Source organism: Shewanella xiamenensis, from assembly GCF_024971755.1.
In the GTDB taxonomy this organism is placed as follows: domain Bacteria; phylum Pseudomonadota; class Gammaproteobacteria; order Enterobacterales; family Shewanellaceae; genus Shewanella; species Shewanella xiamenensis.
This window is the reverse complement of record NZ_CP079717.1, coordinates 49,289-75,976: the sequence shown is the minus strand read 5'-3', so window position 1 is coordinate 75,976 and position 26,688 is coordinate 49,289. Positions and strand designations below refer to the sequence as shown.

At 42.2% G+C, this 26,688-nt stretch carries 19 protein-coding genes; 13 read left to right on the top strand and 6 right to left on the bottom strand.

The window, feature by feature from the left end; genetic code table 11:
• Positions 1-156: 156 nt before the first annotated feature.
• From KXJ80_RS00420 to KXJ80_RS00400, 5 genes are all read right to left on the bottom strand, one after another.
• Positions 157-1,413 carry a Y-family DNA polymerase gene (locus KXJ80_RS00420; RefSeq protein ID WP_069455488.1) on the bottom strand — a complete coding sequence of 419 codons (1,257 nt, stop codon included), beginning with the start codon at positions 1,411-1,413 and terminating at the stop codon, positions 157-159.
• On the bottom strand, positions 1,401-1,820 hold the full coding sequence (locus tag KXJ80_RS00415) for a LexA family protein (RefSeq protein ID WP_069455487.1): 420 nt from the start codon (positions 1,818-1,820) through the stop codon (positions 1,401-1,403). The genes KXJ80_RS00420 and KXJ80_RS00415 overlap by 13 nt, the downstream gene beginning before the upstream one ends.
• 70 nt (positions 1,821-1,890) lie before the next feature.
• On the bottom strand, positions 1,891-2,466 hold the full coding sequence (locus KXJ80_RS00410; protein ID WP_069455486.1) for a hypothetical protein: 576 nt from the start codon (positions 2,464-2,466) through the stop codon (positions 1,891-1,893).
• Positions 2,467-2,525: 59 nt separating this feature from the next.
• Positions 2,526-3,173 carry a hypothetical protein gene (locus tag KXJ80_RS00405; RefSeq protein WP_069455485.1) on the bottom strand — a complete coding sequence of 216 codons (648 nt, stop codon included), beginning with the start codon at positions 3,171-3,173 and terminating at the stop codon, positions 2,526-2,528.
• 163 nt (positions 3,174-3,336) lie between these two features.
• Positions 3,337-3,903: a hypothetical protein gene (locus KXJ80_RS00400; RefSeq protein WP_259474404.1), complete on the bottom strand. Its 567-nt coding sequence runs from the start codon at positions 3,901-3,903 to the stop codon at positions 3,337-3,339.
• Between the two features lie 2,397 nt (positions 3,904-6,300).
• On the opposite strand from KXJ80_RS00400, the gene KXJ80_RS00395 reads away from it, so the two are divergent.
• The 7 genes from KXJ80_RS00395 (at position 6,301) to traN (ending at position 18,343) form a co-directional block, all read left to right on the top strand.
• The gene (locus KXJ80_RS00395) at positions 6,301-7,029 is read left to right on the top strand and encodes a hypothetical protein (RefSeq protein ID WP_259474403.1); all 729 of its coding nucleotides are present in this window, start codon (positions 6,301-6,303) and stop codon (positions 7,027-7,029) included.
• A gap of 575 nt (positions 7,030-7,604) precedes the next feature.
• The gene (locus tag KXJ80_RS00390) at positions 7,605-12,008 is read left to right on the top strand and encodes an Ig-like domain-containing protein (RefSeq protein ID WP_259474402.1); all 4,404 of its coding nucleotides are present in this window, start codon (positions 7,605-7,607) and stop codon (positions 12,006-12,008) included.
• Positions 12,009-12,155: 147 nt separating this feature from the next.
• A complete protein-coding gene (gene lepB, locus KXJ80_RS00385) occupies positions 12,156-12,629 on the top strand; it encodes a signal peptidase I (RefSeq protein WP_069455482.1) in 474 nt (157 codons plus the stop codon).
• Entirely contained in the window at positions 12,616-13,782 is a 1,167-nt protein-coding gene (locus KXJ80_RS00380; RefSeq protein ID WP_259474401.1) for a TrbC family F-type conjugative pilus assembly protein, read from the top strand. Before lepB ends, KXJ80_RS00380 begins: the two co-directional genes overlap by 14 nt.
• Positions 13,779-13,931: a hypothetical protein gene (locus KXJ80_RS00375; protein ID WP_259474400.1), complete on the top strand. Its 153-nt coding sequence runs from the start codon at positions 13,779-13,781 to the stop codon at positions 13,929-13,931. The genes KXJ80_RS00380 and KXJ80_RS00375 overlap by 4 nt, the downstream gene beginning before the upstream one ends.
• Positions 13,928-14,959 (top strand): TraU family protein, encoded by a 1,032-nt coding sequence (locus tag KXJ80_RS00370; RefSeq protein ID WP_259474399.1) that lies wholly within the window; start codon positions 13,928-13,930, stop codon positions 14,957-14,959. The genes KXJ80_RS00375 and KXJ80_RS00370 overlap by 4 nt, the downstream gene beginning before the upstream one ends.
• A gap of 6 nt (positions 14,960-14,965) precedes the next feature.
• A complete protein-coding gene (traN, locus tag KXJ80_RS00365) occupies positions 14,966-18,343 on the top strand; it encodes a conjugal transfer protein TraN (RefSeq protein WP_259474398.1) in 3,378 nt (1,125 codons plus the stop codon).
• 45 nt (positions 18,344-18,388) lie between these two features.
• Here traN and KXJ80_RS00360 read toward each other — a convergent pair whose 3' ends face one another.
• Entirely contained in the window at positions 18,389-19,246 is an 858-nt protein-coding gene (locus KXJ80_RS00360) for a hypothetical protein (protein ID WP_259474397.1), read from the bottom strand.
• 244 nt (positions 19,247-19,490) lie between these two features.
• Between KXJ80_RS00360 and KXJ80_RS00355 the strand changes: the two genes are divergently transcribed.
• The 6 genes from KXJ80_RS00355 (at position 19,491) to KXJ80_RS00330 (ending at position 26,666) form a co-directional block, all read left to right on the top strand.
• Positions 19,491-21,356, top strand: coding sequence for an ATP-dependent helicase (locus KXJ80_RS00355; protein ID WP_259474396.1), 1,866 nt, complete (start codon positions 19,491-19,493; stop codon positions 21,354-21,356).
• A 1,289-nt stretch (positions 21,357-22,645) separates the two neighbouring features.
• Positions 22,646-23,371 (top strand): hypothetical protein, encoded by a 726-nt coding sequence (locus tag KXJ80_RS00350; RefSeq protein WP_259474395.1) that lies wholly within the window; start codon positions 22,646-22,648, stop codon positions 23,369-23,371.
• A 69-nt stretch (positions 23,372-23,440) separates the two neighbouring features.
• Complete coding sequence (locus tag KXJ80_RS00345) at positions 23,441-23,818, top strand: hypothetical protein (RefSeq protein ID WP_259474394.1); 378 nt, start codon at positions 23,441-23,443, stop codon at positions 23,816-23,818.
• 530 nt (positions 23,819-24,348) lie between these two features.
• Positions 24,349-24,984 (top strand): hypothetical protein, encoded by a 636-nt coding sequence (locus KXJ80_RS00340; RefSeq protein ID WP_259474393.1) that lies wholly within the window; start codon positions 24,349-24,351, stop codon positions 24,982-24,984.
• A 75-nt stretch (positions 24,985-25,059) separates the two neighbouring features.
• Positions 25,060-26,100, top strand: coding sequence for an AAA family ATPase (locus tag KXJ80_RS00335; protein WP_069455639.1), 1,041 nt, complete (start codon positions 25,060-25,062; stop codon positions 26,098-26,100).
• A gap of 23 nt (positions 26,101-26,123) precedes the next feature.
• On the top strand, positions 26,124-26,666 hold the full coding sequence (locus KXJ80_RS00330; protein WP_069455638.1) for a hypothetical protein: 543 nt from the start codon (positions 26,124-26,126) through the stop codon (positions 26,664-26,666).
• Positions 26,667-26,688: the final 22 nt, after the last annotated feature.

The following is a 26,688-nucleotide window of genomic DNA, read 5'->3' as shown; positions in this document are numbered from 1 at the left end:
CACTCAGCATCGTAGTTCAATTAACACATGATACTGATTTTAAATCGGTTATAAGACTACAAAGTCAGTAGCCAAGGGAAGTTGCCGCATTACAACTCTAAACGCTACTGGTACAAAATTGAGATGGAATTCACATATATATCAGTCTGACGGAGTTTAGCATTTGATGCGTGGCAAGCTATGCCACTTTGTAGAGTATTGAGGCGTTAAAAATTCTCGCCTCATATCCCATTTTTGCTCGGTGCCTTGAGCGGCAAGAAAAAGCGTATTCCTTCCATATTTTTCATTTAACTGGTCAAGGATGTTCATCAATGCTGGGTTGGCCTTGGAAGCGTTAAAAAGGTCAAGCTGACAGTTCTTCTCGCTGGTGAGGTCGAGCAGCCCTACACCGATTTTGTAATATCGAACGCCCTCTCTGAACAGCGTCGAAGCAGACTGCGAAACCGCTTGAGACAGCTCTACGGTGCTGTTTGTTGGATAGGGAAGGTGTATCACTGACTTAAAGCTTGATGGCCGTTCGTCGTGAGGCGAGTTAGTGGCGAATATCAAGACGGTCTTGCAAACTGAACCCTGCCTTCTCGCTTTAGCCGCGGCGATACATACATGCTTGCTCAGTGCCTGTTTAAGCTGTTCAAACTCAGTGATCCGCTCGCCAACGCTTCTGGTTGAGAAGATCTGCTTCTTGTCGGCCTTCACCTGATCCCACATTTTGCAGACTTGGCCATTAAGCTCACGTACCGTTCGCTCTACCTCGATGCTGAAAGTCTTTCTCGCCAATCCTGCAGCCATATTTGAAAGGTCATAAGCGGTCTTGATATTCATCAGGCGTAACTTAACGCTGAGTCTGCGGCCTGTGCCCCAAACGTCCTCAACGTCTATCTGTTTGAGGATCTGAATGCGCACTTGGTCGTTATCAATAACACATACGCCCTGAAATTCAGGCAGTTTCTTAGCGGCTCTATTCGCTATCTTTGCCAGCGTCAAAGTTGGCCCTAGTCCAACGCAAACAGGCAGCTTTGCCTCCTTCCAAACTGTTCTACGTATTAGGCGGCCATGGCTCTCAAGGTCGGTTATGACCTGGGAGCAATTTTTGAAGGATAGGAACGTCTCATCAATGCTATACACGTATTGCTCTGGCGCGAATCTCCCGATGATGTTCATCATTTTTGATGATAGATCGGCATAAAGCTCATAGTTTGAGGAGCAAACGATAATGCCATGCTTTTTGCAAAGCTCTTTGACTTGGAAGTACGGGGCGAACTTGGGGATGCCAGCCGCCTTAGCCTGCTTATTAGCTGAGACTATGCAGCCATCGTTATTGCTGAGACAAATGACGCCCCTTCCGCGCCAATCAGGGCGAAACACTTGCTCTGCGCTGCAATAGAAGCTATCCGCATCAACTAATGCGAACATAGCAGTTTATACAGTTGAGCGTGAAACCTGTGCAATCTGAAAGACGATGTGACAACGCCTTCGCACTTGAAGTTGTCGTAATCGTGAATCGCTTGAGATTGGTATTTCTCGTTAGCAGATAGCAATAGGCGATGGGTTACGTTGATAATCTTGCAGACGAACTCCCCGTTATACGTGCCAACGATAACATCGTCATCCATTTCACGAAGCGAGCGGTCGACAACTAGAACATCGCCCTCGTATATGCCTCGCCCTTCCATTGAGTCGCCCTGCACGAGCCCTAAAAATGTTGCGCTAGGATGAGCAATCAAAAGCTGCTCGAGGCTTAATTCGAGTTCTCTGTATTCTTCTGCGGGGCTTTCGAAGCCAGTGAGCCCCGCTCTGGCATAGATAGGTATAACGCGCATGACTAGATACCACTGTTTAAATATACAGTGTAATTCTAGCACTTAAACGGAATGGCGCAACTTGACTGGATTAATTTTTAATTGTGTATGACTGTGCTTTTCCGATGATGCTAATGTTGAAGAATTTCTCTATGTGGCCTAAATCATCAAAGCTATCTAATGGCTTCACAAGGCTAGACTTGCATAAATAAATAAAAATGTTGCCAATGGTTGTATGATGATTATCTTTGAATTCATTCAATAATTCAGTTTCAATCCTACTTATTTCACAGTGGAATGAGCACCTGTTACGTACAATCCTTAAATCTCTTGAGAAGCCCTTTTTAAGAGAGCATGGTATATGACCCTCTTGCTCAGGGATATTGTCGATAATGAATCTTGAAAATTTCTGAATTGCCTTGTCAACCTTCTGATATTTGTCCAAATTACCATAAGAGGGATCATTGCAGACTAGAGCCTTTAGGGTTTCATAAATATGGCCGCACCATCTGGAATATGCGTCAAAGAATCTAAGGCTATATTCGATGTGGAATTTGAAATCAGGATTGGCGCATTTTATTTCTGCAAGGCCTCTCACTACTTCGAATGCAGCTTTTGCCCTGAACAATTCATAGCTAATATTTTTTTCGACTTGAGAATCTGACAAATCAATCAATCCTTTGATAAATAAGTGGCATAAAAAACGCAGCTTGTGCTGCGTTTAATTTACTCGGGTTTGAGGTTCTGACAGGAGATTACGAACACTCTATCGCCGTGGGCATCATCAGAACCCCAAGCGATAGGCTCATAATGCTCGTAGAAGTTCTCCGAGTCAGTTATTTCGGTAATGACAGGCACCATTGCATCATCAAGCTCGTTAAGGTCGATGTAGTAAACATGGCGGCTTTCCATCGCAACGGCTTCAAGAATGCGTCTTTCCCAAAATCTACGGCCGTCAGGTGTTTGGTCTTTATCAGTCACCATAATATTGTGAGTCTGTAAAAGATACGCAAAAACCTTCGAAGCGAAGCCATTTAAGGCTAATTCATGCTTCGGTGCCGCAGTTCTCCAGACGAGTAACTGAGTCGCATTGGTTACGTGTAAATAGGCGTTAGGCGTTTCACGAACCAACACTTTTACCTTGTAGACGGTTTCGCTATGAGTTGCTGTATCGGCAATCAAGCAAATAGTGCGCTCTGCGCCTTCCTGAGTGCCGCGAACTTTAGATTGAAGCAGCCGATACCCGTGTTGCACAACAAAGTCGGGCAACTCTAAAGGAGTTGGCTGTTCGAGCAAGAACGCTTCGGTTTCCGCAATGTTAGACGGCAACCTTCTGAGTTTTTGGTCGAAGTCGGTACTAAAGATTTTTGGCATTTTTCTCTGATTTTCCAGAATAAAATTGTCGCACAGAATTTACATATAAAAGTATAACACTGATTAATACTCGAACAAAGAGCAATGAATACGGTGTTAATCAGGGACTATTAGGGAAAACTCATCAAGAGAGGGTCTGAAATGTGTTTTTACCTTGGTTGGTTTAAATGTTGTGTCTTGCCATTATCTCGAGTGATTTAATACAGGCATCGGCAGTAAGTCCAGGGAAGTTCTGGAGATATTGAACTAATGCCATGTGGCCAAGCATCATTGCCTCAAAGCCAGCGACAGGCACGGCGACTGAGGGCTTTCCACCTTCCAATATGTTAACAAACAATGTTGTAGACGAGTTTAGCGTTTGCCATTTCAATGTAAATCCTTTGTTTTTTGCTTCGCCGTGGGACTTTGCTTCATAAAAGGGTTTTATGCCCAATAAAGTCGAAATGACATGCGGAAGTTCGCTCTTTGTGATTTGAATCGAGGTCTTATTGCCCCAGTTAAACGTTTTAGGCCCAATAGCACTCGCCCCTTCAAGCATTACCGTTTCCCAACCTTTTCTAGAAATGGAGGGCTTTAATTCGATAGCGGCTTTAGTTCCATGGCATTTTAGCGATGTGAACTCTTTAAATGCTCCCATGTATCGCTCTGAACCTTGTTGGTGAGCCATTGGCTCCTGAATCTGCTCATAATCAGGTGTTGATGAGTAGAGTTGATACGCTGCGCCATACATAAAAAGTTCCTCTCGTTAGAAATAATTAAATTATCCCTCCATTGGTTAATCCCGCAACTGGCTTAAAACCATAGTTCCAATTGAAAAATAGAAAATAATTAGCACAACGGAAATCGACGCTGAGTTGAAAAAATTGATGAAATATCGGGAATAGAATTGACAATGGAATAGTCTAATGTGGAGTGGTTGTCATGAAAGGTATAATCAAGACCATAGTTTTGATTGGTATTATGGGATTTGTTTCATTTAGTTATGCGTCAAGCAATACCAGTGTTTTATTGCCAGAGATTAAAGCATTGGCTTTGGATAAATTGGTAATAGATCGTGCTGGACAGCCTGTAACGGTCTTGGAAACGCCTATCATCACAGACAGTAAAGGGAAGATAGCCCAGGGATTGACAGAAGTTACCATTTCATTAGACAGCAGCTCTACAACGAGTCTTATCATCCTTGGGAAAACATTAGTGCCGGGCGCAACGATGACTGTTGTGCAGGATCTATCTGCGACAGGTGGGGTTATAAAAATTCCCGCATATCCTGCAACATCCGGTATGGCAGGGCTTAGTCACTACTCATTAGACATTCCGAAAGTTACAGCTCAAATCTGTGAAGATTCTTACGTGCATGATGCCGCATCTAATACATGTCAAAAGGTTAATACCACCAGTCTGTTGTATTTGTGTCCTAATAGCGAATGGACGATGACAGGTGATGTCTCAACTTGCCGCCAACAATCGCAAATAGCAAAAGTAACTTGTCCAATTGGATTTGAATCGAACGGAGATGGAACTTGTACTAAGACTGAATTTCAAAACACAGTAGCAGATTGTCCTGCGGGTTATGCTTACTCAGTGGCAAACGACCGTTGTGAAAAAACATTAGTAGAAAGTGCTTATAAAACCTGTAGCGATCCGTCATATAGCTATCAAGCATCAACCAATGATTGTAGAAAAACAGTCAATCAATCGGTAAATTTTAATTGTCAGGCAGGATATTCATTCAACCCAACACTAAAGATCTGCGAACGCACTTTAACAGCTACGGCCACGCCAGTGTGTAGCAGTGGGTACACCTATTCAACGGCCAATAAGCGTTGTGAGAAAACCCTGACTCAAACAGCGAGCAAGGTGTGTGCGAGTGGGTACAGTTATTCAACCACCAATGATCGCTGCGAGAAGGTTACTACCTCATCGGCCTCGCCAGTGTGTAGCAGTGGTTATACGTATTCAGCCACAAACAGCCGTTGTGAGAAGACGGTGACTCAAACAGCGAGCAAGGTGTGTGCGAGTGGGTACAGTTATTCAGCCACCAATGATCGCTGCGAGAAGGTTACCACTTCATCGGCCTCGCCAGTGTGTAGCAGTGGTTATACGTATTCAGCCACAAACAGCCGTTGTGAGAAGACGGTGACTCAAACAGCGAGCAAGGTGTGTGCGAGTGGGTACAGTTATTCAACCACCAATGATCGCTGCGAGAAGGTTACTACCTCATCGGCCTCGCCAGTGTGTAGCAGTGGTTATACGTATTCAGCCACAAACAGCCGTTGTGAGAAGACGGTGACTCAAACAGCGAGCAAGGTGTGTGCGAGTGGGTACAGTTATTCAACCACCAATGATCGCTGCGAGAAGGTTACTACCTCATCGGCCTCGCCAGTGTGTAGCAGTGGTTATACGTATTCAGCCACAAACAGCCGTTGTGAGAAGACGGTGACTCAAACAGCGAGCAAGGTGTGTGCGAGTGGGTACAGTTATTCAGCCACCAATGATCGCTGCGAGAAGGTTACTACTACTTCATCGGCCTCGCCAGTGTGTAGCAGTGGTTATACGTATTCAGCCACAAACAGCCGTTGTGAGAAGACGGTGACTCAAACAGCGAACAAGGTGTGTGCGAGTGGGTACAGTTATTCAGCCACCAATGATCGCTGCGAGAAGGTTACTACCTCATCGGCCTCGCCAGTGTGTAGCAGTGGGTACACCTATTCTTCGGTTAATGCGAGGTGTGAGAAAGTTTCAACTATTACTGCTACAACAAACTGTCCTAGTGGTTCATCTGAATCAAATGGTAAATGTTATGAATCCACGGCAGTTTGGTTATGCCAGAATTCAGCGTTACCGGATTTTGATAGTAAGTGGGGTGCTTGTATGAAAGCCATGACTGTCAGCTCTGGCGGGACAGTCACTAACTGGTGTAAGCAAACAGGTCCAACAACTTCTCAGTGCTACACAAATAGCAGAATACAAATAATGGGAAGTCAAAGTTTAAGTGAATATTCTCCAGACGGATTTATTCGAACTTTAACGGAGGTAGCTCAATCAATTTCCTGTCCAGCTGGATATACATTGAGTGGTTCAACGTGTAGTCAGTTACAGACCGAGGCGAATACATGGAGTTGTCCTGTTGGTTATTCTCTTAATGGTTCAGCGTGTTCACTGTTGCAAACTCAGGCGTTTAGTTACAGCTGTCCCGAGGGATATTCGCTATCAGGTTCAACGTGTAGCCAGCTTCAAACGACTGCAAATTCATGGAGTTGTTCAGCGGGGCAAACGCTCTCTGGCTCTACCTGTAGCCTGTTACAAACAGCAGCGTTTAGTTACAACTGTCCAGCGGGATATTCGCTATCAGGTTCAACGTGTAGCCAGCTCCAAACGGCTGCAAATACATGGTTCTGTCCGGCGGGACAAACGCTTTCAGACTCAACGTGTAGCCTGTTACAAACGTCCGATTTTAGTTATAGCTGTCCAGTGGGATATTCGCTATCAGGTTCAACGTGCAGCCAGCTTCAAACGGCTGCAAATACATGGTTCTGTCCGGCGGGACAAACGCTTTCAGGCTCAACGTGTAGCCTGTTACAAACGTCCGATTTTAGTTATAGCTGTCCAGTGGGATATTCGTTATCAGGCTCAACGTGTAGCCAGCTTCAAACGGCTGCAAATACATGGAGTTGTCCAGCGGGACAAACGCTCTCTGGCTCAACCTGTAGTCTGTTACAAACGGCCGTGTTTAGTTATAGCTGTCCTGCGGGATATTCGTTATCAGGCTCAACGTGTAGCCAGCTTCAAACAGCTGCAAATACATGGAGCTGTCCGGCGGGACAAACGCTCTCTGGCTCAACTTGTAGTTTACTAAATGTAATCTCTTACGCTTATAGTTGCCCTACTGGATATACTAATTTAAATAATGGCTCTTGTAGCCAGCTTCAAACGGCTGCAAATACATGGAGTTGTCCAGCAAATTACGCAAATCACAACGATGGTACGTGTAGCTGGTATCAAACGGTAGCGTATTCGTTGTCATGTACCGACCCAGGTTACACCCCCAATACGACCACTGAAACATGTGAGAAAGTATTAACAGATGCTCATATTTATAAATGTAATAACCCCACGTATACGCTCTCTGGTGCAAGTTGTTCGTTGTTGTTAACGGAAACTGAAAACTGGATTTGTAGTGATTCTTCATATAGCAAAATATCAGAAACTCAATGTCGAAAATTGACAGATACGGATCTTGTGGGAACTTGTCCGGTAAAGTTTGTGAAATCAGCTGATGGTAAGTCATGTACTTATAGCAATACGACATCTTTGATTCAGAGCTGTCCAGCTTCATATACATTAACGAATGGTGAATGTGTTAAAGATGTGTTTAAGGCCCCAACGTGTCCGACAACAATTGTTGACTCATCTTGTACTTGTGATGTTGGCATGTCATTAAATCAAACTACTTGGCAATGTGAGGGCGTTAATAAAACAACTGTCTTAACTAACTGTCCAGTGGGTTATGTATCAAATTCAGGTGGATGTACCTATTCAAAAACAGTCGATGTTGTTTATGATTTTTGCCCTACAGGTATGTCTGTCAGCGGTGGAAACTGCGTATTGACTCAATCAATAGGTTCTAACCCATCTTGTAACTCTCCATTTTCAGTGCAAGGCGATCAATGTCGTTATACCGACACTAAGCCTGTTGGATATGCACCTGGCATTGAAGCAAAGTTGTACGAAGGGGACGTTAAGACTGAGCTATCAGCCGTAAAACTGGATAAGACTGATTTTGAGGCGGTTGTCAGTGAAGTTGTTGGGCTAGTAGTCGATGAAGTAGGTGGTTGCCGGTTAGTTGCAACGGAGGCTCTAGCGAAAGGAGGCATAAAGAAAGGCGACGTACCTTGTTTCGTGAAGTGGACATCCTTACCTGAAGGGATTTCTGCAGCAAACAACAAAGTAACGGGCATATTCAAAAAGGCAGGGCAATATTCATTAGATTACGCTCTTGTTGGTTATAACGGGATGCAGTTGACTCAACTGGACATTGGAACAGGTTCATTAACTGTTAATGTCACTGAGCCAGCAAAACCAACTGTGCTTGATGTTACTACAAGCTTGATGAGCAAGGTTGTGAAAGGTTTTGAAATGTATAACTACAGTGCAGCTAGTAAGCTGAATTTCACTACAGTGATCGTTGAACCTAGAACTTATGAACAGACGATCTCGATTGCTGGAGTGGGTACGTGTGATGTAAAAACTAATACGAACTCATGTAGCATTTACAGCAATGTGAGTTTTACACAAGATCCAGATAGTTTACAGATGGACAGTAACTATAGCATTTTAGCGAACAGCAAAATTGGCGGGTGGTTAACATCAGATTTAACCCCTAAAGATTGGGTTATTCATCATGATTTCCGTGGTCCTAACATTGTGTTTACGAAGTTTAATCCAACGCTTGAAAGCAACCCTTTAGTGAATACAGAACTAGGCTTCCCGGTGATTATCCCTGGTGGTGAGGGAGCTGTAGGGATTAAGAATTTACGCAGTGAATTAGCCAGTACGGATGTTTGGTGGAAGCCGTCAAGAGTTGATCTTGTTTTTACGGCCAAGGATGGTACACAGAGTACCAACACATTAAATATTGATGGCGTCGATGTCATATTTGATGTGCCAAATAACGTAACCAATGAAACGACATTAAATTCTCGAACTGTGATAACTGGAGAAAATTCACAGGCGTTTCCATTTGAAATGAAGACGCTAACGCCAGGAATGTACACTGTACAGGTAAGCGCAAAGGACGCCTATAACAACGAAAGCTCAGTAATATATGAAAACATTGAGGTGGTAAGACCGTTACCGCAGATCAAAGTGCTGCATAAGCGTTCTTCTATTGAAAAACTTACCAGCTCACAAACAATCAATATGTTAGATGATGTCGTTGTAGCTGTTCATAATGGCTTGGTGGGTGAATCGAAGATAACGAGCATTAAAATTGATGGTAAAGAGGCGTTAACGACAAATAGTGAAACTTATTTCAAGAAATTGACAAGTGAAGGTTTCAATTTAGAAGCTAACACATCGTACATAATGGAAATCACTGCAGAAGATAAGCAAGGCCGGGTTGTTAGTACGACTTTGCCGTTTAATTATTTACAAATGACGTTTGGTTTAAGCCGAAAACCAACCACAGTGATTCAAAAAGTTGAAGATATAGCGATCACAGTGAATCGTACACGTGGTATTCGTTGTGATTTGTATGGAACCAAAGCAGCTGCAACACTGGCATCCAATGACTATAACTACGCTTGTTACATAGAATGGCGAGATTTACCTGAAGGTTTAACGTCTCAAGTAACAACGTTTCAATCAAAACTAACTGGAGCCGTAGCAAAACTCGGCACCAACAGCCTTGCTTATGATGCTTATATTGTTAATAAGTCAGGCAGTATTGGTAAAGTTGGCAGCGAAAGCGTGACATTTGAAGCCATTGCACCTTTGCCGATAGATATTAAATTAGACGATAAGCAGATGTTGAGCGCAGGTGTTTATAGTGTACCGATTAATGATCGGTCACTGGGGCGATATAAGGGCCAATCAAGTCGCGCGAATATTGACGTCAGTTTGAGTAATGAAAATGGAGATCAAAAAAGCTATCAACATAGCCAATTGCCTTTTGGTGAAGTTCAAACGTTTTCTGCATACGCGGAAAGATTAGGCGACTCAGTGTTGTGGGACAAAATCAAGTACAAATTGAAAGCTAATTATCGTTTGGCGCCAGAATTGAGTGTTGAAAAAGACTTTGATTTGATTGTGACTCCACACCCTTATATGCAAGTTATCATGGATTTGGATAGTCCTCGTTATGCATCGACTGACTCAATTAAAGCTACTATAAAATTGGGTTTACGCAATAACATGACAGGCTTGTTTGAATATGATGAACAGACAATGGGAACCGGATGGGATGTGTTTGTGGCTTTTAAAAACGGCACTAACTATGAACCTATTACTGCCGTCACTCAGATTGGCTCAGATGGCACAGGCATTGTGGAGCTGGATGCAAATATCATCTTTAATCGCAACGAAGCCGTATATGCAGTAGCTCGAGCTCGTTCTCCATATCCAGAAATCAACATTGAGAGAATTTCGACACCTCGCAGCATTACAGTCGTTAAAGGAACTGGGGTTGAAGGTAAGGTTGTTTCGCGTGTTGTGCAGTCACGAATTCCCGCAAATTTTGATATTCGATTTGATACCAAATCATTTAATGATTTTATGGTACTAGGGGATATAAGCTGGCAATTTAAAGACAGCACAGGCAATTGGGTAGCGAATCCTGATTTTGATGGTCGTCAGTACGTCTCTGTTAAATCTGTAACTCCAGAAACAATTACTGTACGTGCTGTGGTTGCTAACAAAGTAACAGGAGTTTTGACAAACTCAGATGAAATCACGTTGATTAGCTACGACGTACCTTTGTTGAATATTGCAGGTCCAAGCCAAACCATTTCAGGTCAAGAAATTGAACTTACTGCTTTAGACAATAGTGATACACCGCAAACCGATGCCATTGTCGAGTGGTCAGTGGATAATGGTGTGACTTGGGCTCCGGGTTCTGCAACATATAATTTGGTTGTGGGTGATGCGGCGTTGAAGATCAATGCTCGGATGAAATATGCGAATACTTCAGTTGATGTTGCTGCTGGACAATGGAGTCAGGCGATTAAATATATTTCAGTGACCAAGCCTAAACCGTTGACCGTGAACGTGACTAAGCCAAACATTGCTGAGATTGGCAAGGAAATCCAGCTAAAGATGCAGATCATTAATCCATTTGCTGCTACAGGGGTGGGTGTTCATTCCGAGTGGCTATTGCCAGATGGTACAGTATTAGCAGACGAAACCAGTCTTACATATATGGTAAATGATCTGGACTTAGATGCTTCTAATCGGGTTGTGATTAAGGCAAAAGCATGGCTTGACGGGTACAAAGATGTCACGCTCACAGAGTCAAACATCGTTATAAATACTTTCAGTTACGAATTTCCTTCTGAAAATGATTTAAGTTTAACCGTAAGTAACAACATTAAATTTGTTCCCTCTACGGGCTACGCTACGTTAAATATGCCATACATTAACGCGCCAGGAGTGGTATTCAGTTATCAGTGGACGTTTGAAGCTGACGCCATAAAACAGACCAGTACCACAGGTAAGTCAATGAACTTTACCGTAATGAAAGCTGGAGTGCATAAGATCACGCTTACGTTGTCTGATAATCGAGGAAACTTTGCTTATATCGATGGTTTTGCAGATGCTATTGAACCGGCGCCATTAGAGTTCACTGTGAATGATGTTTACTCTAATAAATTTATGAGAGCACCTTTGACGATTTCTTTGTATCCCAGTGTGAAGTTAAGCCACCCTTATGACTACATAAAGGAATATGTTTGGACCATCAATGGGAAGAAAGGAGAAGTTTCAAGCAGAGCTGTTGGTGTATTTGAAATGCTGCCTGTTGGTCATTACGATGTCGAGTTGGATGTAACGTCGAACTTCGACCAAAAAGGGAAATATACAGCGTCATTTGATGTTCTTGAGAATAAACCTCCTGTATGTGAGCCTAGTGTGCGTGAGCAATATGGCACTCATATTGTCGATGCTAACTGTAAAGATAGTGATGGAACGATTAGTTACTATCGTTGGGTTGTTAACGGCACAATCTTTAGTCCTTACGGGGCTCAAGTGCGGTTTAGTCAGCAAGATTTCCCTTCTGCGAGCATTGTGATTGAAGCGATGGATGATGCAGGTGGTGTTGGTGTGGGCCGAGTGAGTTTTTAGTTCCATACAACTAAATAAAAACCGTCATATTTAGAAAAATATGACGGTTTTTTTATTTGGGCGTCGTAAATAGACTCTGAATGAAAACCGCCACTTCAGAATAGGCTTTAAAATTGGCCCACAAGACAAGAATGTGGGCTTACGAAGTTGAAAAATGTTATCCCCAGTTTTTCGTTAATAGCAGTTGTCATCTTGCTATTGGCTTCAAAATTTACTCTTGCAGTACCGTCTCAAGAATATTCATGTCTGTTTGCGCGATATTTCCTAGTTGATAAAACCAACATCACAATCAAACGTGATCGCTTAATTGCTTTTAATCTGCCAGTTGATACGCCCTATTTCAAAAAGGGGAGTCGTTGGATAAAGAAACTGGTCGGTGTGCCGGGTGACAGAGTGATTGTGAGAATCGATGAGGTACTTATCAATGGTAAGTCATATAAAAACAATATGCGGCAGTTGCTTATGAAGATTGAATTATCTGAATCAGCAATTATCAGAGAATTTGTTTTAGCGGAGGATGAATACTTTATGGTCGGTGAAACACCATTGTCTTATGACTCTAGGTTTTGGGGCGTGGTTCATGCTCAAGACATGATTGGAGATGCTTATGCAGTGCTATAAGAAATGGGTTATTGCGTTATTTTTAGTGTTGGCGCCGCTCACGGACGCAAGATCGTTAGTGTTACAGCAAATCACCCCTGAGCAGGCAATCAAGATGGCCAAGGAGAAGGGTTGGTTAGAGGGGCTAAATTTGTCGGGTGAAGAAACAGCCACCTCAAAAGACGTTGAAGAGTTCATTAATAATGCGCAAAAGCAGATTAAAGAGATAGCCGGTGATGCGCTGTCAGCGGATGCCGCAGTTACTCGTCCATCTTCTGTGACATTCATGTTTGTTAGTTTATCTATGCCTCGAGCTTCATTGATCGATGCGTTAAAAAATGCCGCTTCTAGCAACGTCACAGTTTATATCAACGGTATGTTTGAAGGTGATAAGAACATTTTAGAAACGATGGCGCGGTTAGATGAAATGTCCAAAGATATGCTCTTTAAGCCGACGGTTAAATTCGGGCCTACATGGTTTAAAAAATACAACATTCAGAGAGTACCAGCTCTAGTCTATGACGATGCCAAGTCTCAAATCATTATGACGGGTATGACACAAATGGCATTTTTCAATGAAAAGGTCGCCACAGTTAAGCAAAGTGCTGATTTCGGAGAGTATGGGGCGACATTTCCCGTTAAAGAGTTGTCGCTGATAGAGCAAATCAAGCGCCGAATGGAAACGATTGATTGGGAGCAAAAGAAGCAAGCTGCTACTCAAAATTATTGGAAAAAGAGAGCGAAATTCCCATTAGAGCTCGCAGCAAAAGATGATGTTTTTTATATCGATCCTACCGTCACGATCAAACGTGATGTCATTAATCGAGCAGGTGTTGTGCTTGCAAGAGCCGGTAGCAAATTTAATCCATTAGCAGAAATGCCAAATGCGTACCTTCGTCTTTATATTCTAGACCCCACCGACCCAAAGCAATTGGCGTGGTTAGACACGAAAAAGGAAAGTTTTGATTACCGTGACCAGATCATTATCAACCAATTAGATGCTGAAAGAGGTTGGGATGGTTTAGCGGAGTTAAGGCGTCGTTATGGTCGAGATGTTTTTTTACTAGAACAAGAGTTGATCACGAAGTTTGCTTTGAAAGCAGTGCCTTCGATTGTAAGCATGGAAAATAATTTCATCAAAGTTAGTGAGTACAGCGTGAGGGACAAACTATGAAGCTTGTCTTATTGAGCTTAGGCATAGTGGCCGGCATCTATATAAGCTGGGAATATCCCAATCTCGCTGAACAAATTTTTTATGGATTTTTAGAGTTTGCTAACTGGATGGGCGGAGCTATTACATCGATGTTAGGAGGGGGGCGATGAAAGCATTTTTAAAATCGACAATCCTAATTTTGGTTTTGCTGACCACAGTTTCCACTCAAGCCGCGTCGCCAACAGATAATATCTGCAAAGATGCTGAGATCTGGACAAAAATCGTTGATCAAATCTGCTGGAGTTGTTTTACCGAAGGCTTTTCGCTCATGGGAATAGGGAAAAAGCCAGACGGTGCAACGAGCAACAACCCGTTCTGTACGTGTAACGATAACCTAGGCGTCCCATTTGCAGGGACAAAACTTTCATATTTTGCGCCACTTAGATTAATTGAGACTGTGAAGTTACCTTGGTGCTCGCCATCGCTAGGTGGGATAACGCTTCAGGATGACTATACAGGAATGGGTAAAGTCAATGCGTCTCAGGGGGAGGGGTTTTGGCATTCTCATTATTTTGCGTTTCCTTTAATGGAAATGTTGGAGATTTTATATATCGATTGCCACCAAGATGGTTATATCGATCTTGATTTGATGTACCTCTCGGAAGTTGATCCAACTTGGAACAATGACTTATTGGCCCTAATGCTGTCGCCTGAAGCTATTTTGTTTGCGACACCCTTAGCACAACCTTGGTGCGCTTCTGATTGTGCATTAATTTCTACCGATGCTGCGCCTGAATCGACATTTGGTTGTGCGGGTTGTGACGGACATCTTTATCCGTTTACAGGGAATATTAAAGGCCAAACAGACAATGTGGCTCAATCGAGTTTGATTGCCCAACGTATGATCAGTTCGCTCCATCGAAAAGGATTAGCAACAAAAACCATGGGGGAAAATAGCGTGTGCAAAGCGCAGATAGCGCCATTTACACCGCGTTCTCAATATAAGTTCAGCATGATTTACCCACGAGCCGAAGCAGAGGAAGGTGCCGATACTGATAGTTGCTGTCATCCTATGGGACAGTCTACAAATTTATGGTGTTTACCTGCTGGTGGACGAATGAGGCCGGGAATGGAAGATGCGGTATACATGCTGTGGCAGTTCAAAGAATGCTGCCTCACCCTTGGTTCGAGGGATTAGTATCGTATGATAGAAAAACACATATTCAAAACTTTCTGCGTTTATTTAACTTCGGTTTGCATGCTCGGAAGTGGTTTGCATTGGGCTTTCTTTTTTACTTTAGTTGGTCAAATGGCGGCATTTGATGTGTATGCAGTTGATGATTTAAAAAAAGAACTAGATTCGAAATATCAGTTAAATACACCCAAAAATGTTGATGGAAATAACCTATTCAACAAGATCATGACTAACAAAGATAAAGGGAGTCCATCATCGGGTAATGTAGAGAATGAAGTGTTAAGTCGCCCTGCAGGTGTGGGAACGTCCTTAGATTTTTCAGGTTATCAAGACATAGATTTCCATGATGAGTTTAAGCGTTATATGGGAGAAGGTATTCCACAGGGGGCGCCTAAAGCACCATCGATGACGAATGGTGATATCGACGTAGAGTATTACGAAAAAGCTGGTGTAAAGTTTAATCGGGATGACAATGGCAAGCTAGTGACGGAAACGATTGTCGCTAGTGAACGAGGGGCAAAATCTACCAGTATTAAAGCAAGCGAAGCTTTTACCAATCAACAAAGTCGGCCTGACGAAGAGTTTAATGCACCTGGAAATTACGGTAACGAAAGTGATTATATTGACGATTTGAAAGTTCAATATGGGAAAACTTCAGACGGTAAAACGATGAGTTCGGAGGCATATCGAGCGATCATGAAAGGAGCAGAAGTAAATCCTGCGCCTAGAATAAAATCAAATACATACTTTCTTGAAAACACAAATAAAGCCATAAATGACGCTCAACTAGGGAAGGGGATCTGGTCACAGTCATGTGTGGACCAAACAACAACCGAGACTGAACAAAAGCAGATGCCTATATGGGAGCCAGCAATCTGTGTACAACCAAATCACCAGAATTTAGACCATTGTGAGGTTACCAGAACACTGGAACTGAACCCGGGATATATTGAAAACATAACGCCTCAATATATTGAAAAATTTGTACAAAAGCCTGAAGGTTGCGCTGACAAAATTGGGTGGAAGCCGATTTGTCCTGATGAAGAATGCAAGCAGGTTGCAAAAAGAATTACTACGGAATCTCCACTATTATTGGCGCAATCTAGGAACCGAATCAAAGCTGATTTGTTGGATACATTTCGCTATCTTGACAACCCTATTCAAAATACCTCTGGTAATAAAACGAAGGTACAAGCCACAGTAAAAATTGAACATTGGGGTGGAGATTCAACTGGATTGCCACGATTCAAGCCTGTAGTTGGGTACTTACATGTTATAGATGGACAAGAATGGAGAGTTCTGAGTTGCGAGCGAACGACCTATGAATATTCCACATGTTTGGTTGAGATGTTAGAACAAATTCCATGTGATGCTGAACCAGGTGTAGAGTTTATATATCAAACTGAATATATTTCGCCCAAAGATTCCATCGATTCAATAAGATATGCTGGGCAGTATGGAATCACTTATGTGATTTTAAAGGATGACCTGCAATACGAATTGTCTAATTGTCGTTCGTTAGGTTCAATACCTCATGGGTCGGTTTGGGAATGTAAGGCCTCTCCCAGAAAGTCTGAATCGTGTAAGAGTGACATTTGCCCAATAATTCCAGCGTGTATGGAATATATACCTTCTGTAGAGATTAACCCATTTTGTACCTTTGATAAGTGGGAAGTCATAGAACAAAGCACACAAAACTATACACAGCAAGTCATTTCAAAGTTATCTAGAATGTTTGAAGGTGACCCCAATCCAGAACATATTTATGATGCTAAAAGTGATGGAACTGGTGGGTATCGTGTAGGTACATGGAAGATTAATGCGAAGGGATATAGTTGTGACCCGCTTAAAGGGAACAAATATTGTGCCGCGGTCTTTAATTCTGAAACAAATGAATTTGAAGAAAAATGTTATAAATATAATGAGTTGAAAGAAACTAAAGGCTCTTGCGAAAAATTTAAACAAAACCCTAGATGTGAAAAAACTGGGTCTAGTTGCGCCGAGGGTTGGTTAGATGATTCTACTGGTATCTGCTATATGTACAGCGATGACTATAGATGCGATGTATCTAACCCAGTTGTAATTACTAAAACAACAACGACGAATGTTTGTGCATCAATGCTGCCTTGTATGGGTAACGATTGCGCCTATGGTCAAGAAGAAAAGAGCGACGACTTTGAGAAAGCAGTGCTCATGGCTTCAATCGCCCAATCTGTAGAAGATGACGCTGCTTGCGCTACAACTGATCCGTCTACGTGTGAAATCTTTCCCGGAGAATCGGAATATTGTTCGTGGGAGGTCAGTGGCATGGGCAACAATTGTTGCGAAGCGCCGTCGGGAATCAACTATCTTGAAATGGCCGCAATGGGCTACAAGATGATGCAGACTGAAACCTTCAAAAATGTATCATCGACACTTTCTGGCGGGGTTACCGATCAAATTGGGGGCTTATACACTGATTTTACTTCAATGTTAGTAGATGGCTGGAATTCAGGAGCTACTGCGGTCGTGGATTTTGCAAGTTCCATGATGGGCGACCCCGAGTTTATGCAAGGGGCCGTTGATGCAATCACAGTCGGCGGGGAAACTACAGCAGATGGAATCGTAAGTAGTTTGATGCATCAAATGCAGCAGCAATTATATAACTTCCTTAATGACCTTTTACCTGATGCTTTAGCAGATATGTTGTTTGAAGAGGCTACTGCTGAAATGGTTGACCAAGGGGTTGCTCAAGCTGGTGACGTAGTTCTTTCTGAGGCAGCTAATACCTTTTTAAGTATTCTAAGCTTTGTCGGTTTAATTTATACCATCTATAACGTGGTAAAAATATTAGCGAACCTGTTAACTCAATGCGATAAAAATGAACAAGATATGGGGGTGAAACTGGCCCAAAAGCAATGTTTTGCTGTAGGGGGAAAGTATTGTGCAGAGAAGGTTTTAGGTGTCTGTTATTTGAGAAGGCAAGATTGGTGCTGTTACTCTTCAATGTTGTCGCGAATAATTGCAGACCAAGGTTCAAAGCAACTTGGTAAAGATATGGCGAGTTGCCCTGGCTTCACTATTGAAGAATTTGGACGAATTGATTTTGACAGACTGGATTTGTCTGAATGGTTATCCACAATGTATCAAGCAGACATATTATCAACTTCAGGCTATGACATTGAGCGCTTAACGGGTGATGGCAGAATGTATGGAAATTTATCTTGTGACGATGGCGATCCTAATTGCATTGAAATGAATAGAAAAAACGCAGACGAGAGAGCATTAGAGCAATTTGGAGGGGATGCAGATGGCGCCGCAAATCAGCTTAGAGATACATTTGATCCAAGCCAAATCGATTGTTCTGTCTATCCTCGACCAATGATATGTGAACTAGAAGGAAATTAAAGATATGCAGCTCAGGAGCTATTAACCTCCTGAGCTGTGCCGCGGTTACTGTGCTGAACCGTAATTTTTTCTAACCCAAGGATCAATGTCCATTAGTTGTTCTATTGATAAGGTTGTTTCTGAAGATATGGAGGGCTTGATAAAAGGATAGATTGTTTGGGAATTTGAAACGAACGGAAATTTTGTGCGATTTCTAATAACAGGAGAAAAAACATAATATTTTCCGTCTAAATCTAAAGATAAGCCTCTTCCTAAATAAAATTTTTCGTAACCAATGACAGCAAATAGGCCTGATTCTCCTTGCGGATTGACGGTGGCATATCTAAGAAGCTTTGGAATATCATGGTGAATGAAATTACACGTTGTGTCGGGGCTTAGATTCATTAACTCTCTATTTATTTTACAATTTTCACCATTAAAAGTTAGCTTGACGGAGCCATTTTCCACAGTCTTCATTTTAAAAACCAAATTACGTTTTGTTTGCGCCTCAGAAATTAATTCTTGCTCAATTTTATCGAATACTGCCTGTACATCACCTCGTTCAGTGACAGGGTAATAAACAACACCATAATACGTATGAAGAGGTTCATTTCCTTGATTGGTACCCAACATACTTAAAAATGCACCTCCTAAGCCACCGCCATTCCCGAAACCAATGATCGCATCTGCAGCGTAAGAACCTGCGCCTGGGGTTGTGTCTGCGTCCTTCGGTCTATTTGCATCAGTTAAACCGTTATGGAATCCCAGTGAGCCATCGATGACGTTCATCGCAAAACTTTTGGCAGGGTCATAAACAAAGTCTTTATCGCTTTGTGGCTTGTAGGGGTCAGTTGAAGCGCAGCCCATAAGCAGTGCCGTCGCTAAAAGCGAAATGTATAAACGTTTTTTATTGAATAGGCTCATTTGTAATTCCTTGTTTTAATTTACTAATGCTAGAGTATCATCGTTTTTAATTACGGCAACATCGAAATATTAGGCTATTGAGACGTCTCCAAACGGAAGTAGAAGAACAACATTGGAGACAGTTTACGGCATACCGAGGCTCCTAGATTTTGATTCAGGGCAGTAATTCGTCGCTGAACCAAGGTAGCGTCATTATTTCAGATGGTACTATCTCGATTCTGAAACTGGATTTGAGGATTTTTCGGTGGGTTTAAGTGACGAGCAAGCACGAGCTGTAAAAAGTAGCGATCAACACAATTTGATTGTTGCGCTGCCTGGCGCGGGAAAAACTTTTACCATGATTTCCTTTATTGAAAATTTGGTGCAAATACCAGAGAACAAAATCTTAGCTTTAACATTCACTAAAGCGGCGGCTGAGGAAATGAAATCCCGGATAGGGAAAAAAGTGATGGGATTACAGCGTAAACAGGTACACATATCGACATTTCACTCTCTCATCTTGAAGCAGACGCAACGACATCCCTATTTTTCAGGGAGAAAGTTGATTAATGGCAATACTGCAGATCGGGTGACAGCACATATTGCAGAGTCGTATAGGGTTGCACTCGATATTTCTGAAGAGGTTAATATAGTAGAAACTGTCACACATAGTAAAACGGGGAAAGAGTTCCGCGAGCCCAAAATTAAGATTACGGCAGTGCCTTTTCGGGTAGTCAGTAAATGGTTGTTAAGTGAATACATCGCCACGCCACACCATGAGGAAGTCGAGGTGGATTACAGCTATGTTTTTCCGCGAGGCATAGATGATTTTTACCAATACTACCTAGAGCAGTTGGCCAAGTTAAAATATTGGCCAATGGATGTCATGTGCGTTGAGATCACTCGCGCGTTGATGATGGGGGACATAGAGCCAATCAGCTGTACTCACCTGATTGTTGATGAGTATCAGGATACCGACAAAGTGCAGTATGAGTGGATTAAATGTCATGGGATAGCTGGCACAAAGCTCACCGTAGTTGGGGATGATGATCAAGCTATTTTCAGCTTCAGAGGTTCATTGGGCGTTGACGGGATGAGATTGCTGCAAGCTGACTTCGACGTTAATTATCATACGTTAAGCATCTGTTTTCGATGTGGTAATGAGATTTTAAGTGCGGCGGGGAATTTAGTTAGTTTCAACAAAGAACGTATTGAGAAAAATATGTTGTCAGGCGCCAAAGAGGATGGAGACGTGTATCTGCACGCATTTGTGGAGGCAGATGAGGAAATGATTCATTTATGTGAAGGTTTGTTGGAGAACATAGGCAGATCTAGGGCTGTGTTGGCGAGAACAAACAAAGAGCTCGATGTGATAGAGAGTTACTTAACGTCGAACGATATCGAATGTAACCGTATGAATGGTTCGTCAATTTGGGAAAGTGATAATTTAAGGATTTATTTACATTTCATGGGGACAATTCTACAAGTAAACAGTGCTGAACATCTAACGCCCATACTGGTTTTATTGAATGAATCACAGGATAACATTCTAGAGATTAACAGCACTTTACAGGGGCTTGGTTTTGGTCATTGTGATGTAGATACAGCAAAGTGGCTTGAGATGACAAAAAAGTTGTATCACTTATGCCAAGAGAGTTGGCACTTAGCGTCCACTACAGATACGGATAAAATGAGAGAACTGGTTGAGCGTGTAAGTAATCAGTTTGGCGGGATTATGTCAAAAAGCGTGAAGGACTTTAGTTCGCTTTTCAGTGATATTTTAATAAGTATGAATGGCAGTTCGCTTGCTAACCGCGTTGAAGCAATAGAAGAAATGTGTCGCCGGCGCAAGAAAAAAACAATGAGCAATGATGAAGTCGTATTAACGTCATTCCATGGCTCCAAAGGGCTTGAGTGGGATTGTGTTTGGCTGGTGGGGTTAGATGCAGATAACATTCCCCACAGAATGCCGAATGTTAAAATTAATGACGTTAACGTTGAAGAAGAGAGAAGATTGCTTTACGTAGCCATGACGCGTGCTAAAACCAGACTGAATCTATCTTGGGCGGGTAGCCCATGTAAATTTTTAACTGAAAGTTTTTCTGAAGAAGATTTGATGATGAACGTCTAATTTTTTAGAATGGTTATTGAAATTGCAAAAAACTTGATGTACTTTTTACCTGTAGTTTGCCTTTTGCTCACTACTATCAGAGATGATGACAATTGGGGTTCGCCCCCCACATACAACCGCTAGCTGTGAGTTTAGCAACAATAAGGGTTAACGCCCTAGCGTAAACAGATGTGTTTACAAACCGCTGTAAAGCCGACAATGTTCGGTTATTCAACCCAGTACACAACCTAATGACATCTCAATATCGCAATGTAAGATAGCGATATAGACAGGTGCTTTTAGCATGTGTATTTTTTCAAGTTTCCTCAATCGTTTATCCCTATTATTTTATTTCTGCCTCTAGGTAGTTATTTAAATTTTATATAAGCGCATGTCAGCTAAACATGGGAAACATTAGCGATTAAATATCTTTCGAGGTATTTGATGACAAACGTGCGAGTTTTCCTCGAAATCAGACCACGTTTAACCCAATCTAACCCCAATTAAGCAACTCACCCCCCAAGGGACACATCATCCCTTGTGGATCATTGTGTTCTCTTGGTTTTATCGTCCCGGAGGACACACTATGGAAATCGCAATCATCGCTACTTTAATCATTCCTGCATTAATCATTAATCGCGTTATCGTTCAACCAATCCTTTGGTTTGCTGCACGTTAACAATTTTGATGTTCTTGAGGCTAAATAACACCAAGGATTACCCGTTTGGGTAACCCTTTTTGTTGGCCTCTTCAAATATTCCTATTTGCGGTAGGGGCATTTGATGAGGTCAACAAACTAAAATATTAGGGTGGTTTTTATGGAAATTATTATAGTGGTTTTAATGGCGATCCCAGCGTTGATTATCAACAAAGTTCTAGTTCGTCCATTGTTATGGATTATGGCTGGGCGCTAATCACTATGAATAAAAATGGTGGCGAAGATTAAAGTCTTCGGCGGTAAAGCCGCGAGTGGTGGGAAACCACCACTCAAACATTACAAACCCAAGTCGATTCGAGAGTCGATTTAGGTTTGTGAAGTTCCTCAATCGTTTATCACTACTCATCTAATCTTTAAGCCTCTTTTGGCTTTGGATCATTTGAATATATAAACGCATGTAAGCTCACCATGGGAAACGAGAGCGGCTATTTTCAGCAATGACAATAGTGACCGGCATTAATCAATATCAAAGCGATATTGGTGATGTGAGAGCCATTTGGCTAACAACCTACCCATTGGGAGACACTTTTCCCACTGGGGATATCTGTCATTCCTTTTGGGTTTAACTACTTATTTGGAAGGACACATTATTATGAACAACTCTAATCAAGCAACTCGTCAAAACTCAATCGTTTTTACTGGCAATGTTTCTCAAGTTAAACCGTTGGAAAATGGTGGCGCTGCGATCTCGTTGGCATATAACGAAGGTTCAATGATTAATGGACAGTGGGAAACAAAGGACACGTTGTTCTTGGAATCCTACCTGCCTGCAAAACTGAATTTTATCCCGAATGTTGGCGATAAAATGACGATTTCAGGGTTTATGGCATCGAACAATTACCAACCGCAAGGTGGTAAGAAAAAGTTTGGCGTAAGAATTGTTGTGAATGAAATTACTGAGTATTCCCCTAAACAGGCTTCTCAGCAACAACATGCACCGCAACAGCAATATGCACCACAGCAAGGTAGTTACCAACATCAACCTGCACCGCAGAATGCTCCACAGCAACATGCACCGCAGCAAGGTGGTTACCAAAATCGACCTGCACCGCAGAATGCACCGCGGCAAGGTGGTTACCAGAATCGACCTGCACCGCAGAATGCTCCACAGCAGAATGCACCGCGGCAAGGTGGTTACCAGAATCGACCTGCACCGCAGAATGCTCCACAACAATATGCACCGCAGCAAGGTGGTTACCAGAATCGACCTGCACCGCAGAATGCTCCACAGCAATATGCACCGCAGCAAGGTAGTTACCAAAATCGACCTGCTCAACAGCAAGGCGGCTTCCAAAATGGAGGTGGCTTCGGTCATTAATTAACTTCAACCCTAGTGGGAAATCTTTCCCACTAGGGCATGGTTTCGCCATTTTAATCAGGAGAAATCATGAAAAATTTGAAAAAAAAATACACTAATAGTCTCAATACTCTAGGTATTGGCTTGTTCTTCCTTGGTACTAACAATCTTGCAAGTTCTACTGTTGTCACGGTAGGTTACTGTTCGATGGTTGTACTTGGATTGTCGCTAATGTTTAGCCATTTTGCATTAACGCTTATTGATGGTTGGAAGTTAGGAGGCATCCGTAACGCGGTATCTTCAATTTTGGTAACATATTTACTAGATATTGGAGTAGCGTTGCTCGGTGTTTACCAAAGTTTTTCACCAATGGTAAGTGCAATAATGGTGGTGTTAGCGGGAAACCTTATTGTTTTGCATTTTGGTCTGATTTGGTTACTGAATAAGTATAACGGTGGGTCGCCTTGAACACTGTTAATTGCTCGAAATTGAATCAAATGCTAAAATCTAAGGTAAGGACATCCTTATGAGTAACTACATAGTGTCACCTGAAACGTTTATTTTGTATTCATTAGCTGGTTTTTCTGTTGCGACTTTAATGCTCGTAGCAGTAGGTTGTTTCGCCATCAGGCAAAATAAAAACAAACAACCTAATAAATAACACAGTTATAAACAACTTACCCTTGAGGGACACTCCCTCAAGGGCTTGTGTTCCTCTAAATTTGGAGAGAAACACATGAACAATCGAAAAACTTTATCTTCTCAGGCCGCTTACTTGCGTAGACGCAAGCAGAAGATATTAAAAAAACTTAAACAAATTCACGATACCAAACGAGCTGACGCAAAGTTTGCTAAAACTTCGCGCCTATTGTCGCGTACAGACTCAGAAATGAGTCAACTCATGAATTCAGTTAACTAATCTAAATATTTACCACACCCATGCGGGAAACACCCCCGCAATGGGATTGGTGTTTTCTCGCGATCCCGGAGGATACACCATGCGCCGATCAACTTCTCAAAATGGTCAGCCATTTTGGTCTGATCCACAAACCATTCACCACCAATTAGACAGCGACATTGTAGCCTCGATGGTTAGAGGTAACGAGAAATGCAGTTTGATGATGATGATGGACCCACACTTTGAACCCAAAAAAAACCTTTATCACATCAAATGGACTAAAGATGAAATCAACACTCTCTTAGAAGGGATGTTGGTGCGGTCTTTAGAAGTTTTACGTAATGCGGAGCCATCTAACGTCCTCTTTAAAGAAGAACTTTTATGGCAATCTACACCGCAATTTGCTGAGATTTGTCGTTTGATGCACCTAGATCCATCCGTAATTCGGTATGAGATCAGGCAGATAATGTCCCGGTACGGCAAGCAAGTAGAATTTGACTTACTTGCTGAGTTTACTCACTGGGTAGATTTTTTTGCTGTGGAATTCAAAGAGAAAATTGGTGTAAAAGTGGTAGAACAAAATTTGTTCAAAATTTTACTTCAACATTGTGATGGCCAATATGAACTCACTACTCTACTAAAGCAGATTGGTGAACTCATGGACGATTTGTATCTCGCAGGCTACGGCCGTAACGAGATGGTTAGTCTATTCGCTGTCTCAATTAATAAAGCTTAACCAACACCCAATGGGCGCATTTATTTCCCATTGGGGATAAGTGCGCCTTTTTACTTAGTCCTGGAGGACGCACTTATGTCAGTAACACAATTAAACACAACATCAAACAACGTAGTCGATTACTCAGAAATGGAGCAGGTGGCAGCACAAGCGATTTTCCCTGAGTTATTCGAGCAAGGCAGCACCGCAATGTTAAAACGCCGCAAGCATCGTCACCCTGATTGCATAGCATCGAATTCGATGTATGTGCCTGATGAGGAAACGGCAAAACTTGCGTTGGTTTGGCTTATGGCACCGCAGCAATTGCTAAGTTTAGGTCTGCAAGGACACACCGGGACGGGTAAAACCGAATTGGTCATGTACTTAGCAGACAAGCTTAATCTCCCTATCTATATCGTAAAAATTCATGCTCGCATGAATCCACAAGATCTGGAGGGGAGCTATGTGCTTGATGTGGAAAAAGGCCAAACGGTCACACGTAAAGAATACGGCCCAGCAGCCAAGGCTTACCTCAATGGTGGGATCTTGTTGTTGGACGAATTCGATAAAGCCAGTGGTGAACTAACTTCAGCAATGCATTTGCTTGTTGAAGGAAAGCCATGGCCATTGGAAATGTTCAAAGAAACGATACAAAAACATCCTCAATGTTTTTGTGTTGGCACAGCAAACACCTATGGGTCTGGTCATGATGAACGCTATATAACATCAAACCAGATGGATAGTGCATTTTTGAGCCGCTTTATGTGGCTTGAAACGCATTATCCAAACATAGTTCAAGAGTCAAAGATCCTTGAAAAGTTTGCACCTAGATTACCGCTTCATCTACGCAATGACGCCATTAAGTTGGCAAATGCATTTCGTGATGCCGCTTTAGGCACAAAGCGAGATGGTGATGTGAGTGATCCTATTCAGTGTATATTTTCAACTCGTGTGCTGGTTGCTTGGGTTTACTATATCCAAGCTTTTGGAGCGTTTCGCACTTTAAAACAATCTCTTGATTCAGTGTTTTTAAAGTCGGTTCCTGCCGATGACGCTGAAATTGCTAATGAGATTGTGAATAAAATATTTGGCGATGACATCAATAAACCATTGAAAGAAATTCTTGCAAAAAAGTAATAGTACCTGCAGCAAGTATCGACTTGAACACTTTGCCTTCTGGCTTAGTGTTTGAGGCGTTTAATGAAAACTCTGAGAATTGGGGCGACGGATCACGTTGGTTCGCACGCTCTAAAGATGATGGGTTTGTTGTTGTAGGTATTGTGCGAGAAGGTAAGCCCATAGTGGTATCTATTCGTGATGGTAACAGCCATACACCGGCTGGGATCACTAAGAGTTATAGACACTTAGTAAGCGAAAATATAGATGGCAACATTGAATTGAAATTTGCTAACTATAGAACCACATTGCTGACAGTGGAACATACAAATTTAAACTTCACTTTGTATCAACAGCTCTGCGGAAAGAAATGGGCGATAAGCTCATATACTGGCAGTGCAAGCGACAAGGTGGTTGTTATGTTCAAAAATGAACAAACCCTAGACCAATGGGCGCTGTATGAAACTGACATTGATTTATCAGTACCAGCAGGCGTCGCTAAACGAGATAAGTTAATCAAGTCCAAATTAAGTAAAGGCTATGTAGTCGGTACTCTTCTGGCTTATAGCTCTCTCATCAAACTTTAAAATTACCCAACCCATAAGGGAT

Coding starts and splice junctions, on each gene's coding strand:
- KXJ80_RS00420 (WP_069455488.1), bottom strand. CDS start 1,413: ATGTTCGCATTAGTTGATGCGGATAGCTTCTATTGCAGCGCAGAGCAA.
- KXJ80_RS00415 (WP_069455487.1), bottom strand. CDS start 1,820: ATGCGCGTTATACCTATCTATGCCAGAGCGGGGCTCACTGGCTTCGAA.
- KXJ80_RS00405 (WP_069455485.1), bottom strand. CDS start 3,173: ATGCCAAAAATCTTTAGTACCGACTTCGACCAAAAACTCAGAAGGTTG.
- KXJ80_RS00400 (WP_259474404.1), bottom strand. CDS start 3,903: ATGTATGGCGCAGCGTATCAACTCTACTCATCAACACCTGATTATGAG.
- KXJ80_RS00390 (WP_259474402.1), top strand. CDS start 7,605: ATGTCATTAAATCAAACTACTTGGCAATGTGAGGGCGTTAATAAAACA.
- KXJ80_RS00380 (WP_259474401.1), top strand. CDS start 12,616: ATGCAGTGCTATAAGAAATGGGTTATTGCGTTATTTTTAGTGTTGGCG.
- KXJ80_RS00375 (WP_259474400.1), top strand. CDS start 13,779: ATGAAGCTTGTCTTATTGAGCTTAGGCATAGTGGCCGGCATCTATATA.
- KXJ80_RS00370 (WP_259474399.1), top strand. CDS start 13,928: ATGAAAGCATTTTTAAAATCGACAATCCTAATTTTGGTTTTGCTGACC.
- traN (WP_259474398.1), top strand. CDS start 14,966: ATGATAGAAAAACACATATTCAAAACTTTCTGCGTTTATTTAACTTCG.
- KXJ80_RS00360 (WP_259474397.1), bottom strand. CDS start 19,246: ATGAGCCTATTCAATAAAAAACGTTTATACATTTCGCTTTTAGCGACG.
- KXJ80_RS00350 (WP_259474395.1), top strand. CDS start 22,646: ATGAACAACTCTAATCAAGCAACTCGTCAAAACTCAATCGTTTTTACT.
- KXJ80_RS00345 (WP_259474394.1), top strand. CDS start 23,441: ATGAAAAATTTGAAAAAAAAATACACTAATAGTCTCAATACTCTAGGT.
- KXJ80_RS00340 (WP_259474393.1), top strand. CDS start 24,349: ATGCGCCGATCAACTTCTCAAAATGGTCAGCCATTTTGGTCTGATCCA.
- KXJ80_RS00335 (WP_069455639.1), top strand. CDS start 25,060: ATGTCAGTAACACAATTAAACACAACATCAAACAACGTAGTCGATTAC.